Origin of the sequence: Halomonas sp. H33-56 (assembly GCF_040147035.1) — a bacterium.
In the GTDB taxonomy this organism is placed as follows: domain Bacteria; phylum Pseudomonadota; class Gammaproteobacteria; order Pseudomonadales; family Halomonadaceae; genus Halomonas; species Halomonas litopenaei.
On sequence record NZ_JAMSHP010000001.1, the window covers coordinates 4588826 to 4605001 of the forward strand.

The following is a 16176-nucleotide window of genomic DNA, read 5'->3' on the forward strand; positions in this document are numbered from 1 at the left end:
GCGTTCTGTCACACTGCCCCCATCACACAGGAAGGACGACATGGCCTCGATCTCATCGCTCGGCATCGGTTCCGGTATCGACCTCAACGGGCTGCTCGATCAGCTCGAGGCGGCGGAGCAAAAGCAGCTGGAGCCCATCGTGGCCCAGCAGGCGAGCTATCAGGCCAAGATCTCCGCCTACGGCACCCTGGAAGGCGCGCTGAACAGCTTCCAGGAGGCGGTCGACAAGCTCGGCGACCCGGCGCTTTACCAGAGCCTGTCCAGCAGCGTCGAGGGCGAGGGGATCAGCGCCAGCGCCAGCGAACTGGCGAGCCCCGGCCGCTACGACGTCGAGGTGACCCGGCTGGCCCGAGCCCAGAGCCTGGCCAGCGACGGCTTCGACGCCAGGGACAGCGAGCTGGGCGCCGGCACCCTGAGCCTTACCGTGGGTGGCGAAGACGTCAGCATCAGCCTGAGCCAGGAAGACAGCACCCTGGAGGGACTGCGCGACGCCATCAATGACGCCGAGGCCGGCGTCAGCGCCTCGATCATCAATACCGGCGACGCCGACAACCCCTACCGTCTGGTGCTGTCGAGCGACAAGACCGGCGCCGAGGCGTCGATCAGCGCCGTGAGCTTCGTGCCGGATGACGCTGCCGATACCGAGCTGCAGGCCAAGCTGGCGTTCGACATCGCAAGCCCCGACCCCGACGACACCGGCGCCGGCATGCACCAGTCGGTGGCCGGTGAAGACGCGGCACTGACGGTCAACGGCATCGCCATCACCAGTGCCTCCAACAGCGTCGAGGGGGCCATCGAGGGCGTCGACCTGACCCTGACGGACGTCGGCGAGACCACGGTCAAGGTCGAGTACAACAACCTGGCCCTGCGTGAAGCGGTCAGCGGCTTTGTCGACAGCTACAACGAGCTCAAGGACACCATGGGCACGCTGACCAGCTTCGACGCCGAAAGCGGTGCCTCGGGCGAACTGCTTGGCGACGCCACCCTGCGCAGCATCGAATCGCGGCTGCGCGGCACCCTGTCCGGCGGCGTGGCCCAGGGTGACTTCCGCACCCTCAGCGATATCGGCATCACCCTGCAGCTCGACGGCACCCTTGAACTCGATGACGAGCGACTCGACGAGGTCATCTCCAGCGAGCGCGGCGACCTGGCCGACTTCTTTACCGGTGGCGAGGACGGGGTAGGTCTTGCCGACAGCCTCGACGACACCCTGGGCGCCATCCTCGATGACGGCGGCCTGCTCGACAATGCTACCAGCGGGCTCGAGACCCGCATGGAAAGTCTCGATCGCCAGTACGAGCGCACCGAGCAGAGCATCGATGCCACCGTGGAGCGCTACCGCAGCCAATTCGGGCAGCTGGACAGCATGATCGCCAGCATGAACCAGACCAGCAGCTACCTGACCCAGCAGTTCGATGCGCTGAACGCCCAGCTGAACCAATAGCCCTGAGCCCGCCAGACCCAGCCGAGGAGACAACCAGTGACACAAGCACAGGCCACCTATGGCCGCGGCGCCGGCGCTTACGCCCGCATGGGGGTGGAGAGCGGCGTGATGTCGGCCAGCCCCCACCAGTTGATCGTGATGCTGTTCGACGGCGCCCAGGCGTCGATTCGCGCCGCCCGCCTGCACCTGGAAGACGGTAATATTCCGGCCAAGGGCGCCGCCATCTCCAAGGCACTGGATATCGTCAACAGCGGCCTGCGCGCGGTGCTGGACGGCGAGCAGGGCGGAGAGGTGGCACTGCAGCTCGACAGCCTCTATGACTACATAGCGCGCCGCCTGCTCGACGCCAACCTGCGCAACGACGCCAGTGGCCTCGACGAAGCCGAACGCCTGATCGAGGATATCGCCTCGGCCTGGCGCGAGATCGGCACCACCACCCACTCCTGAGCGCTTGAGGTCCTAGATGCCACCGCTTGCCGAGTACCACGGCCCAGATACCCAAGGCCCAGATGTTCAAGCCCCCCTGCTGTCTCGCTATGAGGCGCTGCTGGCGCTGACCGAACAGATGCTGTCGCTGGCCGCCGACCACGCCTGGGACGAGCTGATTGCTATTGAGGGCGACTATGTCAGCCAGGTTGCCGCTCTCGACAGCGCTGCACGTGATGGAGCGACACTCGATGGCGCGGCACCGATGGCAAGCCTCGACGCCGACGAGCGCCAGCGCCTGGGCAGCCTGCTGGAGGCCATTCTGGTCAATGATCTGGCGCTGCGAGAAAAGCTGGTTCACCGCCGTGACGAACTCGGCGAACTGCTCAAGGTGTCGCGCAACCAGCAGGACCTGCACCGCGCCTACGCCGGTGGCCGGGTGGTCAACGCCGGCACCCGCTTTCGACGCGAGACGCCGTGAGCGGCATCACACCGCTGATCGATACCCTGCTCCACCAGGTGCTGGGCAAGCGTGTCGACGTGCCCCCGACCAAGGACCCCAACGCCCCGGTCCAGCCGGTAGACCCGGGACGGGGGCCAGGCGCGGTCCATAGCGACTCGCGCCTGGACGCACGGCGGCCGCAGCAAGCCGCCGCCACCACCGGCCAGCGCCCGGCAACACCGAACGCCGAGGTCCCCACCGACAGCGATCGTCCCGCCTCCACCATCACCCGCTTGAGCGCACCGGGTGCTCGCATCGCCGAGCTGCTGGCGCGTTTTCCGGCGCCGCCCTCGGCGCTGACATCGACGGGTCCCCTGCTGACGGCGAGCCCCGCCCAACAAGCGGCCCCGAGCGCGTCGCCGTCGACGCTAGGCGCCACACACGGCGCCCCGGCCACCACGGCAACCAGCGCAACGGCCGGGCTGGCCACTGGCCCGTCGGGGCCCGCCGTCACGATGCTCGCCGAGCGCCTGGGCGAGCGCGTGCGCGACAGCGGCCTGTTCTACGAGTCCCACCTCAATCGCTGGTTTCACGGCAACCTGGACCGCGCCCAGCTGGCACGGGAGCCCCAGATGTGGCGCGCCCTGGTGTTTCGGCCAATGGCCAGCGAGGCGAATGCTCAGACCTCTGGGCACTCCCCCGTTTCCGGCTCTGGTCAGCTTTCTGCCAAAGCAGACGCAACGCTCGGGCAATCGAACACTCAACCGAGCACTCGACAGAACATTGCGCCCGCCTTCCCGCTGGCGCCCTGGCGCAGCTCCCAGCCGGCCGGCTATCTGCCCAGCCTGGCGACGACGATCGCCGCCGATGCCCAGGGCGTCTCGAGCACGTCGGGCGATGCCGCCGCCGCCCGTCGCGAGGGCGCATCCCCAAGCGGCGTCCACGAGAGCCTCGCTCCGCTGGTGCGCCACCAGCTCGAGATGCTGGCCACCCCGGTGCTGCGCTGGGAAGGCGACGTCTGGAGCGGACTGTTCATGGCGCTCGCCATTCATCCCCCGCAACGGGAGCCGGATCATCAGGGCGGCGGCAAGGGCCGCGATGACAACAAGGACGAGGAACACGCCTGGCGCACCGAGCTGGAACTGGAGCTGGCCGAACATGGCTCGCTCAGGGTGTCCGCGCTGCTCGGTGAAGAGCACCTGAGCCTGCGCCTGGCGACGTCCGCCGAGGGCCTGAGGGATCGACTCGAGCAAGGGCGCGAAACACTGATACAGCGCCTTGAGGGCCATGGCTTCGCCCGGGTGGAGCTGACCATCACCGAAGGTGACAGCAGGTCTGCCGAGGAGCTTCCCAAGTGAGCGATGACCAACCCGCACCCTCACGCCGCCATGCGGTGGCGCTGAGCTATGGTGAAAATGATCAGGCACCGAGAGTGATCGCCAAGGGCTACGGTGATATCGCCGAGCGCATCATCGACGAAGCCCGCCGCCAGGGAATCCACGTCCATGATGAACCGGCGCTGGTGGGCCTGTTGATGCAGCTCGATCTGGACGAGCAGATTCCGCCTCGTCTCTACCAGGTGATCGCCGAACTGCTGGTGTGGGTAGGCGAGCTAAATGCGAGCGACTCGCGAAACAGAATGTAATAAAATGTACAGGACTAATTAAACTTGGGTTTTTTTGGCGTCGTAAATATCGGTTTTCTTTGAATATTCACTTTTCTTGATACACATCAAACGGACACCGTTGAAGCTTTTTCCTCCCTCCTGGCTTGCGCCACACTGATAGCAATCGACAATACCTCGAATGGTGGACACGGACCTGACACTTAAACGTCAAAAAGTTCCGATAGTGTCCGTCCGCACCTATTCAGGTATATCGGCAATACCTAAAGCTGGCGATGATCAGCAAAAAAAACGATCAAGGCAGGGAACCCATGAGCAATCAGTCACTGATCGACGAGATTCAGGAGTTGAATCTTGCCTATCTTCTGCTGGCCCAACGTCTGTTGGCCGAAGACCGCACCACCGCCCGTCTGCGTCTGAACATCAGCGAAGAACAGGCCGAGCTGCTGGAAAGCTTCAATGCACGCCAGCTGACCCGGCTGTCACGCACCAACCAACTGCTCTGCCAACTGGGGCTCGGCTCCACCGAGCAACTGCGTCAGGTGGTGGACAACCCGCGGGAACAGGGCCTGGCTCACCTCCACTCCTCGCTGTTGATGGCCTGCAGCGCGGCCTCTACCGGAGGCGCGCTGACATGAGCACCAAGAGCCTGGTCCAGGAGATGCATCAGGTGCAGCTCGCCATCGACCTGATCGAACTCGGTGCGCGTCTGCAGGTCCTGGAAACCGAGACCGACCTCAGTCGGGCCCGCCTGATCCGGCTGTTCAAGGAGGTCCGCGGCATGTCACCGCCCAAAGGCATGCTGCCGTTTTCCACCGACTGGTTCATCACCTGGCTGCCGAACATCCACTCGTCGCTGTTCTACGCCTTCTATCAGCGCCTGCAGGACCAGGGATGCGAGCGCATGGAGGCCTTCGTCAAGGCCTACCGGCTGTACACCGAGCAGATCGACATCGACGCCGCCGAGCCGGTGCTGGGGCTGACCCGGGCCTGGACGCTGATCCGCTTTTTTGAAAGCGACCTGCTGCAGTTGACGCCCTGCACCCGTTGTCATGGCAACTTCGTGGCCCACGCTCACTCGCCGAGCCACGACTACGTCTGCGGCATCTGCCAGCCACCGTCCCGCGCCGGCAAGACCCGCCGTCGCCAGGCGCAGAAGGACGAGGCCGCCAAGGCGGCAGAGACGCCAGCGATTGCAGGGCCGGTCAAGCATCTGGCTTGACCCCTCTTTACCACCGCAGGCCGCAGGGCGACTCCTTGTCGGGGCGCCCTGCGGCAGTCCAGTCTGCGTTTATCCGCCCTGTTTCACTCGCCCTACTCCCTTCTCGCTAGGCCCCACCCCCTCGCCCTCTCACTCTCTTACCCTCTCTTTCTCCGCTCTCTCCCTCTCTACCTCTCTACCTTCACTCTGTCTTTACTCTCTCCCCCTTCTTCCTTGGGCCCACCGATCCTGCATATTTTTTCGTTGAACGGTGATTTCACGGCTCAAGTCTGTCGCCGGCACGCCGATAACTGAAGCAGAACGTCTTCCACGTCTCTGCAAAGGATAGTCGTCGTGCTGATACCTATTGGATTCGCGGTCGTGCTGCTGTCGGTATTCGGGGGCTTTGTGCTCTCCGGCGGCAGCCTCGGCCCGCTGTTCCAGCCGACCGAACTGCTGATGATCGGTGGCGCCGGCGTTGGCGCCTTCATCGCCTCCAACCACGGCAAGGCGCTCAAGGCGACCTTCCGCATCTTTCCTCGTCTGAGGCGCTCCAAGCGCTACGACAAGGCCATGTACATGGAGCTGATGGCGCTGCTCTACCGCTTGCTGGCCAAGGTGCGCCGCGACGGCATGCTGGGCATCGAGCGCGACATCGACAACCCCGCCGAAAGTGCGCTGTTCAGCGAGTACCCCAAGGTCGTCGCCGACCCGATGATCATGAACTTCCTGACCGACTACCTGCGCCTGATGGTGGCCGGCAGCATGGACCCGATGGAAATCGACGAGCTGATGCTCCACGAGATCGAGATGTTCGAGCAGGAGGCGCATATTCCTGCCGACGCCATCGCCAAGGTCGGCGATTCCATGCCCGCCTTCGGCATCGTCGCCGCGGTGATGGGGGTGGTGAAGGCGCTGAGCGTCACCGCCGCCGATCCCGCCGAGATGGGGGTGATGATCGCCCACGCCCTGGTCGGCACCTTCCTCGGCATCCTGCTCGGCTATGGCTTCATCAGCCCGCTGGCCTACCGCATCGAACGCCAGACCGGCGAGTCGATCAAGATGCTGCAGTGCCTGAGGGTTACCCTGCTGGCCAGTCTGCACGGCTATCCGCCGCAGCTGGCGGTGGAGTTCGGCCGCAAGGCGCTGCACACCAGCGAACGCCCGAGCTTCAAGGAGCTCGAGGACCATGTGCGTGACGCCAAGGCCAGCGCGGGGGCCGCATGAGCAGCCCCAACCAGCGCCGACCGATCATCATCCGCCGCAAGAAGGTGGTGCATCGCCACCATGGCGGTAGCTGGAAGATTGCCCTGGCTGACTTCATGACGGCGCTGATGGCGCTGTTTCTGGTGATGTGGATCCTGTCTTCCGCCAGCCGCGAGACCCGCGAGGGCGTGGCCGACTACTTCAGCATGCCGCTGCTGGCCGCCATGACCAATGGCGACAGCGTGGCCATGAGCCCCCAGGTCATCCCCGGCGGTGGGCCCGACGTGACCAGCCAGCAGGGCGAGCGCATGCGCATCGACCTCAAGCGCCAGACCCGCCCCAGCGAGCAGCAACGACGCGCCTTCCGTGACCTGCAGCAGCGCATCGAGCTGGCCATCCAGCAGGACCCCAGCCTGCGTGGACTGCGTGACCAGCTGCGCTTCGACATGACCCAGGAGGGGCTGCGCATCCAGTTGCTGGACGACGAGCAGCGGCCAATGTTTGCCCTCGGCAGCGACCGCGTGGCGCCCTACCTGCGCAATCTTCTGCGCACCATGGCGCCACTGCTCAACGACCTGCCCAACGACCTGAGCATCAGTGGCCATACCGACAGCCTGGCCTACCTGAACGGCCGGGGCGGCTACAGCAACTGGGAGCTTTCCTCGGACCGCGCCAACGCCTCGCGCCGGGAGCTGCTCGATGGCGGCCTCGAGAGCGACAAGCTGCTGCGAGTGGCAGGCCTCGCCGACCAGGTGGTGATGCCTGGCACCGACGCCGATGACCCGATCAATCGACGTATCGAACTGGTGGTGCTGTTTCCCAGCGTCGCCGAGCTGATTCGCCACCCCGGCACCCTGGATCCGCGAGCCCCCAGGCCCGCTAGGGGAAGCGGTGAGGCCCAGCTCGCCGGTCCCCTCGAGGACATCGAGGCACGCTTTCACACCGCCCTGGCCAATTCCCCAGCGTCGCCGCCAGACGAGCCGCACTGAACCAGAACAAGGGTGACACAGGCATGGATATCACCGACTTCTACGACACCTTCTTCGAGGAAGCCGAAGAACTGCTGGCGGACATGGAACGCCATCTGCTGGAGCTGGACCCAGCAGCGCCGGACACCGAGCAGCTCAACGCCATCTTCCGCGCCGCCCACTCGATCAAGGGCGGCGCCGGTACGTTCGGCTTCGAGATCCTGCAGCGCACCACCCACCTGTTCGAGAACCTGCTCGACCATACCCGGCGCGGCGAGCTGCGCCTTCGCCCCGACATCGTCGACACCTTTCTGGAAACCAAGGACATGCTCAACGACCAGCTCGACGCCTACCGCAACGAACAGGCGCCGGACCAGGAGGCCTACGAGCGCATCTGTCAGACCCTGAAGACCCTGGCACTGGAGGAGATTGGCCAGGCCTTGGACGGCGGCGCCGAGCCTGCGGCACCTGCGGCGGCGGCAGCGGCTGATCCGGCCCCCGCCCCGGCGGCGACGGCTCCGCCCCCCGACTCGCCCGCGGATCAAGCCGCCACCAGTGAAGCGCCTTCACAGGACGACGGCACGGCCCTGGTGGTGGCGCTGATCGGCGTCGCCGACAAGGACCGCGAGCTGCTGGTGGAAGAGCTGGCCCAGCTCGGCGAGGTGCTGGAGCGACGCGGCGACGCCCAGCGCCATGAGGTGGTGCTGTCCACCAGCGTCAGCGCCGAGGATATCGAGGCGGTGATGTGCTTTATCGCCGAGGCCGACCAGGTCGAGATAGGTCCCTGCCAGAGTGTCGCTGACACAGCCCCCGTTACCGGCACTGACAGCGCCCCGGAAAGCGCTGGCGCCGGCGATACCGCAGAAAAAGCCCCCGCCGCCCCAGCGCCTGCGGCCGAGCCAGTCGCTGCGACGCCCGGCGCTGATGCCGGCCCCGCCGCCGCTGCTGCCACTGCCCCCGCCGCCGCCACTACCGCGGATGCCGGCTCGTCCCCGCCGCGCCAGCAGCGCAAGACCAGCGCCAAGCCGGTCAAGGAGGCCAGCTCCATCCGCGTCTCGGTGGACAAGGTCGACCAGATCATCAATCTGGTCGGTGAGCTGATCATCACCCAGTCGATGCTCGACCAGACCGTCAGCGAGCTCGACGCCGCCGCCGATCCGCGCCTGCTCAACGGCATGAGCCTGTTGCAGCGCAATGCGCGGGATCTGCAGGAGGCGGTGATGTCGGTCCGCATGGTGCCGATGGACTACATCTTCAGCCGTTACCCAAGGCTGGTCCGCGACCTGGCCTCCAAGCTCGACAAGGACGTGGAGCTGACCACCGAGGGCGAGTCCACCGAGCTCGACAAGAGCCTGACCGAGCGCATCATCGACCCCCTGACCCACCTGGTACGCAACAGCCTGGACCACGGCATCGAGTCGCCCGAGGCGCGCCTTGCCGCCGGCAAGCCGGCGACCGGGCGGCTGACCCTGTCGGCCCAGCACCAGGGCGGCAACATCCTGATCGAGGTGATCGACGACGGCGCCGGCCTGGACCGCGAGCGCATCCTGGCCAAGGCCCGCGAAAGCGGCCTGAACGTCTCCGACGCGATGAGCGATGACGAGGTGTGGCAACTGATCTTCGCCCCCGGCTTCTCCACCGCCGCCCAGGTCAGCGACGTGTCCGGCCGCGGGGTCGGCATGGACGTGGTCAAGCGCAACATCCAGGCCATGGGCGGTCACGTCGAGATCCTGTCGCGCCAGGGCCAGGGCACCACCACCCGCATCGTGCTGCCGCTGACCCTGGCGATCCTCGACGGCATGTCGATTCGGGTCGGCGAGGAGACCTTCATCCTGCCGCTGTCGGCGGTGCTGGAGTCGCTGCAGCCCTCCCGCGACAACCTCTACGCCATGGCCGGCGACGACCAGGTACTGCAGGTGCGCGACGAGTACCTGCCGGTGGTGGCGGTCCATTCGGCGCTGGACGTGGCCAACGCCCGCACCGAGATCACCGAGACCATCGCCGTCATCGTCCAGGGCGAAGGGCGCCGCTACGCCCTGCTGGTGGACGACCTGATCGGCCAGCAGCAGGTGGTCGTCAAGAACCTGGAAACCAACTACCGGCGGGTGCCGGGTGTGTCCGCCGCCACCATCCTGGGTGACGGCAGCGTGGCGCTGATCCTGGACATCGCCGATCTGCACCGCCTCGACCGCGAGAAGAAACAGCGACGCCACCACGATACTCGCGGCGCCCACCTTTTGCCTGAATCCCAGCCCCTGACGGAGGACCTTTCAGCATGAACCAGCACACCGATCTGGCAGCACAGGCGGCCACCGACCTGAGCCATCGTGAATTCCTCGTGTTCTCCCTGGGCGACGAGGAATACGCCATCGACATCCTCAAGGTCCAGGAGATCCGCGGCTACGAGAACGTCACCCGCATCGCCAACGCCCCGGCCTTCATCAAGGGCGTGACCAACCTGCGCGGCGTCATCGTTCCCATCGTCGATCTGCGCATCAAGTTCCGCCTGGAGCGGGTCGAGTACGGCGGCCAGACCGTGGTGATCGTGGTCAACGTGGGCACCCGCGTGGTGGGCATCGTGGTCGATGCGGTATCCGACGTGATGACCCTGGCCCCGGAACAGATCAAGCCGGCCCCGGAGTTCGGCGTGACCCTGTCGTCGGACTACCTGAGCGGCCTGGGCAGCCTCGAGGACCGCATGCTGGTGCTGGTGGACATCGACAAGCTGTTGACCAGCGACGAAATGGCCCTGGTCGAACACGCCGGTGACGGCGCCTGACGCCCTCTGCTCCCGATCTATCCGGTCCCTGGACCCTTGAAACGACGCCCGTACAGGAAAGGCACGTGAAGCGACTCAATGACATGACGGTAAGGCTGAGCTGGACGCTGGTCCTGGGCACCTTCGCCCTGCTGGTGGCGCTGCTCAGCGCCCTCGGCCTCTATATCACCTCGCTCAGCGAAGACTCGATCCAGCGCCTGAACGAGGTCAACGTCGACCAGCAATCCGCCCTCAACCGGGCCAACTCCCAACAGCTGTTCCTGCAGCTCGAACTGCGCGACATCCAGGCCGGACTGCTCGACGCGGTGTGGCCCGAGGAGCGTGAACCGCTGATCGAGGCGGCGGCTGCCCTCGACGACGACCTGGCCACCCTGGAGGCCACCTTCGCCGAGTTCATGGCACTGCCGAGCCGCCCCGAACAGGCCGAGCGCATCGCCGCGGTGGAAGCGGCCTTCCGCGCCCTGGTCGACCAGGGGCTGATCCCGCAGCGGGCGGCGCTGGCAGAGGGCGACACCGACGCCTTCACCCAGAATCGTGAAGGCCTGATCGCGCTCAGCGACGCCTTCTACCAGGCAGCCGTGGACTTCTTCGTCGCCGCCGAGAGCAACGGCGCCGCGCTCTACGACACCTTCCTCGAGAACATGGGGCTGCTGCAGTGGGCCATCGTCGCCGTGCTGATTATCGCCGCCCTGACCATCGGTTGCGTGCTGTGGGGTGTCACGGTCAACGTGATTCGTCCGCTGGGGCGGCTGGTCGGCTACTTCGAGGCGGTGGAGTCCGGTCGCCTGGACCAGCAGATTCCCGAGCGCGGCAACAACGAGATCGGCCGTCTCTACGCCTCGCTGGCCAAGATGCAGGCGGGGCTGGCCGGCACCGTGGGCGCGGTACGCGACAGCGGCAACCTGATCTACCAGGGTGCCCAGCATATCGCCGGCGGCAACAACGACCTGTCCGCGCGCACCGAACAGCAGGCCGCGTCGCTGGAGGAGACCGCCTCGAGCATGGAGGAGCTGTCCTCCACCGTCAGCCAGAACGCCGACAACGCCCGCCAGGCCAGTCAACTGGCCAACGAAGCGAGCAGCGCCGCCGGCCGCGGCGGCGAGGTGATGCAAAGCGTGGTCACCACCATGCACGACATTCGCTCGGGCTCTCATCGGGTCGCCGACATCGTCGGCACCATCGACGCCATCGCCTTCCAGACCAACATCCTGGCGCTGAACGCCTCGGTGGAGGCGGCGCGTGCCGGCGAGCACGGCCGCGGCTTTGCGGTGGTCGCCGAGGAGGTGCGCAAGCTGGCCAGCCGCTCGTCGGAGGCGGCACGGGAGATTCGCGAGCTGATTGATGCCTCGCTGAACCAGGTCGGCTCGGGCACCGAACTGGTGGATGAGGCCGGCCAGGTGATGCAGGAACTGGTCACCTCGGTCACTCGCGTCAGCGACATCATGGACGAGATCGCCTCGGCCACCAGCGAGCAGAGCCACGGCATCGGCCAGGTCAACGACGCCATCAACCAGATGGAACAGGTGACCCAGCAGAACGCCCAGATGGTGCAGCAGGCCGCCTCGGCCTCCAACCAGCTCGAGGCCGAGGCCAGCCGTCTGGCCGCCACCATGAGCCGCTTCCAGCTGGCCGACAGCGGGGCCGATGCCGACCACAGCCAGGACGAACTGGCCCGCTGGATGCCGGCACTGCGATCGAGCCAGCGCGACGCCGAGGCCAGCCGCCACGCCGGGCAAAGACCCGGAGCCGGCCAGACCAACAGCAACACCAGTACCAGCACCAGCCAGCACGACAGCAGCAGCGACGACGAGTGGGAGTCGTTCTGACGACCTCACTCAGGGCTGCCCGGGGACACCCCTAATGACCTCGGGCAGCACCCGCGACAACGACACAAGAAAACGACCATGCAGGGGGCAAGATGCGAAACAATCAACCGACCACCCAGCGGGAATTCGTGCTCGATGACGATCATTTCCTGATCTCCCGCACCGACCTCCAGGGCCGGATCACCTACGCCAACCCGGCCTTCGTCGAGGTCAGCGGCTTTGCCCGCGACGAACTGATCGGCGAACACCATAACGTGGTGCGCCACCCCGAGATGCCGCCGGCCGCCTTCGCCGACCTGTGGAAGTGCCTGCAGGCCGGCAGGACCTGGCAGGGGCTGGTCAAGAACCGCCGCAAGAACGGCGACTACTACTGGGTCAGGGCCAGCGTCTCGCCGCTGGAAGAAGGCGGCGAGGTGGTCGGCTACGCCTCGGTGCGGGTCAAGGCATCTAGCGACGAGATCGCCCTGGCCGAGCGCGCCTACGCCGACTACCGCGCCGGCAAGCGCCGCCCCCGCTACGCCCTGCGCCAGGGCCAGCTGCGCCGGCGCGGGCTTTTCGGTGCCCTGGGACGACTGAACCTCAAGAGCATGAAGGCGCGTCTGATCGGGCTGATCGGGGTGGCGGCGGTGCTGCTGGCGGCCAGCGGTGCGATCGGGCTCTACGCCGAGCGTCAGTCGGTGGGCTATCTGGCGTCCATCCACCAGGACGGCCTGCAGGACGTGGCCAGCCTGCAGCGCATGGATCAACTGATCACCCAGGGGTATTCGTCGCTGGTGGGCAAGGAGCGCATGGCGCTGATGGACAAGCGTGAGGAGCACGCCGCCGAGCTTTCGGTGATCCAGCAGAGCCTCGGCGGACTGTGGGAGCGCTATCGCGAACGCGAGGTCAACCAGACCGCCCTGGCCGACATCTTCGAGCGCCAGCTCAATGAGTACCTGGAGAACTCCCTGGGCAAGTCGATCGATATCCTCACGGGTGAAGACAGCTATGAGGTGTTCGTCGCCCTGCCCAACCACATCGGCGTGGTAGAGGCCGAGGGCAAGGCGCTGTCCGATCGGGTCACCACCTTGATCCAGGACAAGCAGGCCGCCGCCAACGCCCTGGCGGCAAAAGCCAGTCAGATGCAGCAGACCATGCTGATGGTGCTTGCCGGGGTGCTCGGTGCGGGCCTTTTGCTGCTGGTGTTGATCGGTGGCCTGACCCTGCGTGCCATGCTCAAGCCGCTGCGCGAAGTGGAGCGTTTCAGCCTGCAGATCGCCTCGGGCAACCTGGGCGCCGAGGTGCCCAGCGCCCGGCGCGACGAGATGGGCCGCGTGATCGCCGGCCTCGACGTGATGCGCAAGAGCCTCGGCAGCATCATCGGCGACGTCAACAAGGCCATCGGCCAGGTCACCCCGGCGGTAGCCGATATCGCCAGGGGCAACGAGGACCTGTCGGCGCGTACCGAGCAGCAGGCGTCGTCGCTGCAGCAGACCGCCGCCAGCATGGAAGAGATGACCACCACCGTCGCCCACAACAGCGACAACGCGCGTCAGGCCAGTGGTCTTGCCTCGGACAACGCCGAGCGCACCCAGGCCACCAGCGAGCTGATGCAGCGCCTGGTGGGCAACATGGGCGAGATCACCGAGGGCTCGCGCAAGATGGCGGAGATCATCTCCACCATCGATGCCATCGCCTTCCAGACCAATATCCTGGCGCTGAATGCCTCGGTGGAAGCCGCCCGGGCCGGCGAGCAGGGTCGTGGCTTTGCGGTGGTGGCCGGCGAGGTACGCAAGCTGGCCGGCCGCAGCGCCGATGCCGCCAGCGAGATCCGTGGGCTGATCGACGACGCCAACCAGCGGGTCGACGGCGGCGCCGAACTGGTGCGCCAGGCCGAAGCCTCCATGACCGAGGTCATGGAAGCCACCACCCGGGTCAATGACATCATGGCGGAGATCACCGCCGCCTCCAACGAGCAGAGCAACGGCATCGTCCAGATCAACCAGGCGGTGACCGAGATGGACCAGGTGACCCAGCAGAACGCCGCCCGTGTCCAGACCTCCGCCGCCGCCGCCTACCAGCTGCGTGCCCACAGCGAGGCACTGGCCTTCGCCATTCGCGCCTTCCGCCTGAAGGGCTCGGCCCAGGAAACGGTGAGCGAGAAGCGCGAGCGTCAGGACCCACGGACCGACGACAGTGCGCCGCGACGCGAGCCGGCGCCCGCCGCCCAGACACACCATGAGGAGTGGGAAGCCTTTTGAACGAGCCCCTGGCACCACCAGGCAGCTGGAGCACGAGCGAGGGGATCCCCTCGCTCGAGCGTGACCTGCTGCTGACCGAGCGCGACTTCAGCCGCATTCGTCAGCTGATCCATGAGCGGGCCGGCATCGTGCTGGCCGAGCACAAGCGCGAGATGGTCTACAGCCGTCTGGCCAAGCGCCTGCGCCATCATGGTCTGACCCGCTTCAGCGACTATCTGGAAAGACTCGAACGACGTCCGGATGCCAGGGAATGGGAGGCGTTCACCAATGCCTTGACCACCAATCTGACGGCCTTCTTCCGTGAGGCCCACCACTTTCCGCTGCTGGCCGAGCACGCCAGTGGCCGTACCGGCGGTTACCGAGTGTGGTGTGCCGCCGCCTCCACCGGCGAGGAGCCCTACTCCATCGCCATGACGTTGAGCGATGTCTTCAGCGGCAATACCGGCAAGTTCGAGGTCATCGCCACCGATATCGACACCGACGCCCTGGCCCGGGCCCGCGCCGGGGTCTACAGCATCGAGCAGCTCGCGCGGCTGGACGAGGGCCTCAAGCGGCGCCACTTCCTGCGTGGCAAGGGCCGCCACGAGGGCATGGCGCGGATTCATCCCGACGTCAGCCAACGTGTTGCGTTCCAATCGCTCAACCTGCTCGCCCCGAGCTGGGGCCTGGAAGGCAAGTTTGACGCGATCTTCTGCCGTAACGTGATGATCTACTTCGACAAGCCGACCCAGACGCGGATCCTCGAACGCTTTGCACCGCTGCTCAAGCCCGACGGCCTGCTGTTCGCCGGCCATTCAGAGAACTTCTCCCAGATCAGCGACGCCTTCCGTCTGCGTGGCCAGACCGTCTATCGACTGGCCGGGCGCTGAACGACGCCTAAAGATCCCTCCCCGGCAGCCGATAACACAGATACTGGCCCATCCCCCTAGGAGAGCTGCTTGAGCGCCCCCAAGATCAAGGTGTTGTGCGTCGATGACTCGGCCCTGATTCGCAACCTGTTGAAGGAAATCATCCAGTCCCAGGCGGACATGGAGGTCGTGGCGGTGGCGCCCGATCCGCTGGTGGCGCGGGATCTGATCAAGCGCCATAACCCGGACGTGCTGACCCTGGACGTGGAAATGCCGCGCATGGATGGCCTCGACTTTCTCGAGCGGTTGATGCGGCTGCGCCCGATGCCGGTACTGATGGTGTCGTCGCTGACCCAGGCCGGCTCCGACATCACCCTGCGCGCGCTGGAGCTGGGTGCGGTGGACTTTGTCGCCAAGCCGACCCTGGGCATCCGCGACGGCATGCTCGACTACGCCAATGACATCGCCGCCAAGATCCGCGCCGCGGCACGCTCGCGCCCCCGCCAGACGCGACCGAACCAGGAGCCGCCCAGGCGCCTGTCGGCACCCATCATCGGCAGCGAGAAGCTGGTCGCCATCGGCGCCTCCACCGGCGGTACCGAGGCCATCCGCCAGGTGCTCGAGCCGCTGCCGGCGGCGAGCCCCGCCATCATCATCACCCAGCATATGCCCGGCGGCTTTACCCGCTCCTTCGCCGAGCGCCTGGACCGGCTGTGCCAGATCTCGGTCAAGGAGGCCAGCGACGGCGAGCGCCTGCTGCCCGGCCACGCCTACATCGCCCCGGGTGACATGCACCTGGAGCTGGCCCGCAGTGGCGCCAACTACATCGCCCGGCTGCACGACGGACCGCCGGTCAATCGCCACCGCCCCTCGGTAGACGTGATGTTCGACTCGGTGGCACGCCTGGCGGGCGCCAACGCGGTGGGCGTACTGCTCACCGGCATGGGCAAGGACGGCGCCGCCGGCCTTGTGAAGATGCGCCAGGCCGGCGCTTCCACCCTGGCCCAGGACGAGGCCAGCTGCGTGGTGTTCGGCATGCCGCGGGAAGCCATCGCCCTGGGAGGGGCGGACGAAACCGTCGCCTTGCCTGAAGTGGCGCCGAGGATTCTCGCGCTGGTCGCCGCCGCTGGCCGTGCCCAGCGCGTCTGATGGTCGCCCAGGGAAGGGCGTAT

The 16176-nt window shown here is 66.4% G+C and carries 15 protein-coding genes; all 15 read left to right on the forward strand.

Annotation, left to right across the window (positions count from 1 at the left end):
• The first annotated feature begins 40 nt into the window (after window positions 1-40).
• The 15 genes from fliD to NFH98_RS19745 all read left to right on the forward strand — a co-directional run bounded on the left by fliD (window position 41) and on the right by NFH98_RS19745 (window position 16153).
• A complete protein-coding gene (gene fliD / locus NFH98_RS19675; protein ID WP_348827277.1) occupies window positions 41-1444 on the forward strand; it encodes a flagellar filament capping protein FliD in 1404 nt (467 codons plus the stop codon).
• 36 nt (window positions 1445-1480) lie between these two features.
• Window positions 1481-1891 (forward strand): flagellar export chaperone FliS, encoded by a 411-nt coding sequence (gene fliS, locus NFH98_RS19680; RefSeq protein ID WP_045994764.1) that lies wholly within the window; start codon window positions 1481-1483, stop codon window positions 1889-1891.
• 16 nt (window positions 1892-1907) lie between these two features.
• Entirely contained in the window at window positions 1908-2351 is a 444-nt protein-coding gene (gene fliT / locus NFH98_RS19685) for a flagellar protein FliT (protein WP_349623067.1), read from the forward strand.
• On the forward strand, window positions 2348-3670 hold the full coding sequence (gene fliK / locus NFH98_RS19690; protein WP_348827279.1) for a flagellar hook-length control protein FliK: 1323 nt from the start codon (window positions 2348-2350) through the stop codon (window positions 3668-3670). The genes fliT and fliK overlap by 4 nt, the downstream gene beginning before the upstream one ends.
• Entirely contained in the window at window positions 3667-3957 is a 291-nt protein-coding gene (locus NFH98_RS19695; RefSeq protein ID WP_045994767.1) for an EscU/YscU/HrcU family type III secretion system export apparatus switch protein, read from the forward strand. The genes fliK and NFH98_RS19695 overlap by 4 nt, the downstream gene beginning before the upstream one ends.
• A gap of 290 nt (window positions 3958-4247) precedes the next feature.
• Window positions 4248-4574 (forward strand): flagellar transcriptional regulator FlhD, encoded by a 327-nt coding sequence (locus NFH98_RS19700; RefSeq protein ID WP_045994768.1) that lies wholly within the window; start codon window positions 4248-4250, stop codon window positions 4572-4574.
• Window positions 4571-5158: a flagellar transcriptional regulator FlhC gene (gene flhC, locus NFH98_RS19705; protein WP_045994769.1), complete on the forward strand. Its 588-nt coding sequence runs from the start codon at window positions 4571-4573 to the stop codon at window positions 5156-5158. The genes NFH98_RS19700 and flhC overlap by 4 nt, the downstream gene beginning before the upstream one ends.
• Window positions 5159-5491: 333 nt before the next feature.
• The gene (gene motA / locus NFH98_RS19710) at window positions 5492-6364 is read left to right on the forward strand and encodes a flagellar motor stator protein MotA (RefSeq protein ID WP_045994770.1); all 873 of its coding nucleotides are present in this window, start codon (window positions 5492-5494) and stop codon (window positions 6362-6364) included.
• Window positions 6361-7332 (forward strand): flagellar motor protein MotB, encoded by a 972-nt coding sequence (motB, locus tag NFH98_RS19715; RefSeq protein ID WP_348827280.1) that lies wholly within the window; start codon window positions 6361-6363, stop codon window positions 7330-7332. The genes motA and motB overlap by 4 nt, the downstream gene beginning before the upstream one ends.
• Before the next feature lie 23 nt (window positions 7333-7355).
• Window positions 7356-9590: a chemotaxis protein CheA gene (cheA, locus tag NFH98_RS19720; protein WP_349623068.1), complete on the forward strand. Its 2235-nt coding sequence runs from the start codon at window positions 7356-7358 to the stop codon at window positions 9588-9590.
• Window positions 9587-10090 carry a chemotaxis protein CheW gene (locus tag NFH98_RS19725; RefSeq protein WP_045992359.1) on the forward strand — a complete coding sequence of 168 codons (504 nt, stop codon included), beginning with the start codon at window positions 9587-9589 and terminating at the stop codon, window positions 10088-10090. Before cheA ends, NFH98_RS19725 begins: the two co-directional genes overlap by 4 nt.
• Window positions 10091-10155: 65 nt before the next feature.
• On the forward strand, window positions 10156-11916 hold the full coding sequence (locus tag NFH98_RS19730; RefSeq protein WP_348827282.1) for a methyl-accepting chemotaxis protein: 1761 nt from the start codon (window positions 10156-10158) through the stop codon (window positions 11914-11916).
• Window positions 11917-12008: 92 nt separating this feature from the next.
• Entirely contained in the window at window positions 12009-14156 is a 2148-nt protein-coding gene (locus NFH98_RS19735; protein WP_348827283.1) for a methyl-accepting chemotaxis protein, read from the forward strand.
• Window positions 14153-15025: a CheR family methyltransferase gene (locus tag NFH98_RS19740; protein WP_222516297.1), complete on the forward strand. Its 873-nt coding sequence runs from the start codon at window positions 14153-14155 to the stop codon at window positions 15023-15025. Before NFH98_RS19735 ends, NFH98_RS19740 begins: the two co-directional genes overlap by 4 nt.
• A 69-nt stretch (window positions 15026-15094) precedes the next feature.
• Complete coding sequence (locus tag NFH98_RS19745; protein ID WP_045992355.1) at window positions 15095-16153, forward strand: protein-glutamate methylesterase/protein-glutamine glutaminase; 1059 nt, start codon at window positions 15095-15097, stop codon at window positions 16151-16153.
• Window positions 16154-16176: the final 23 nt, after the last annotated feature.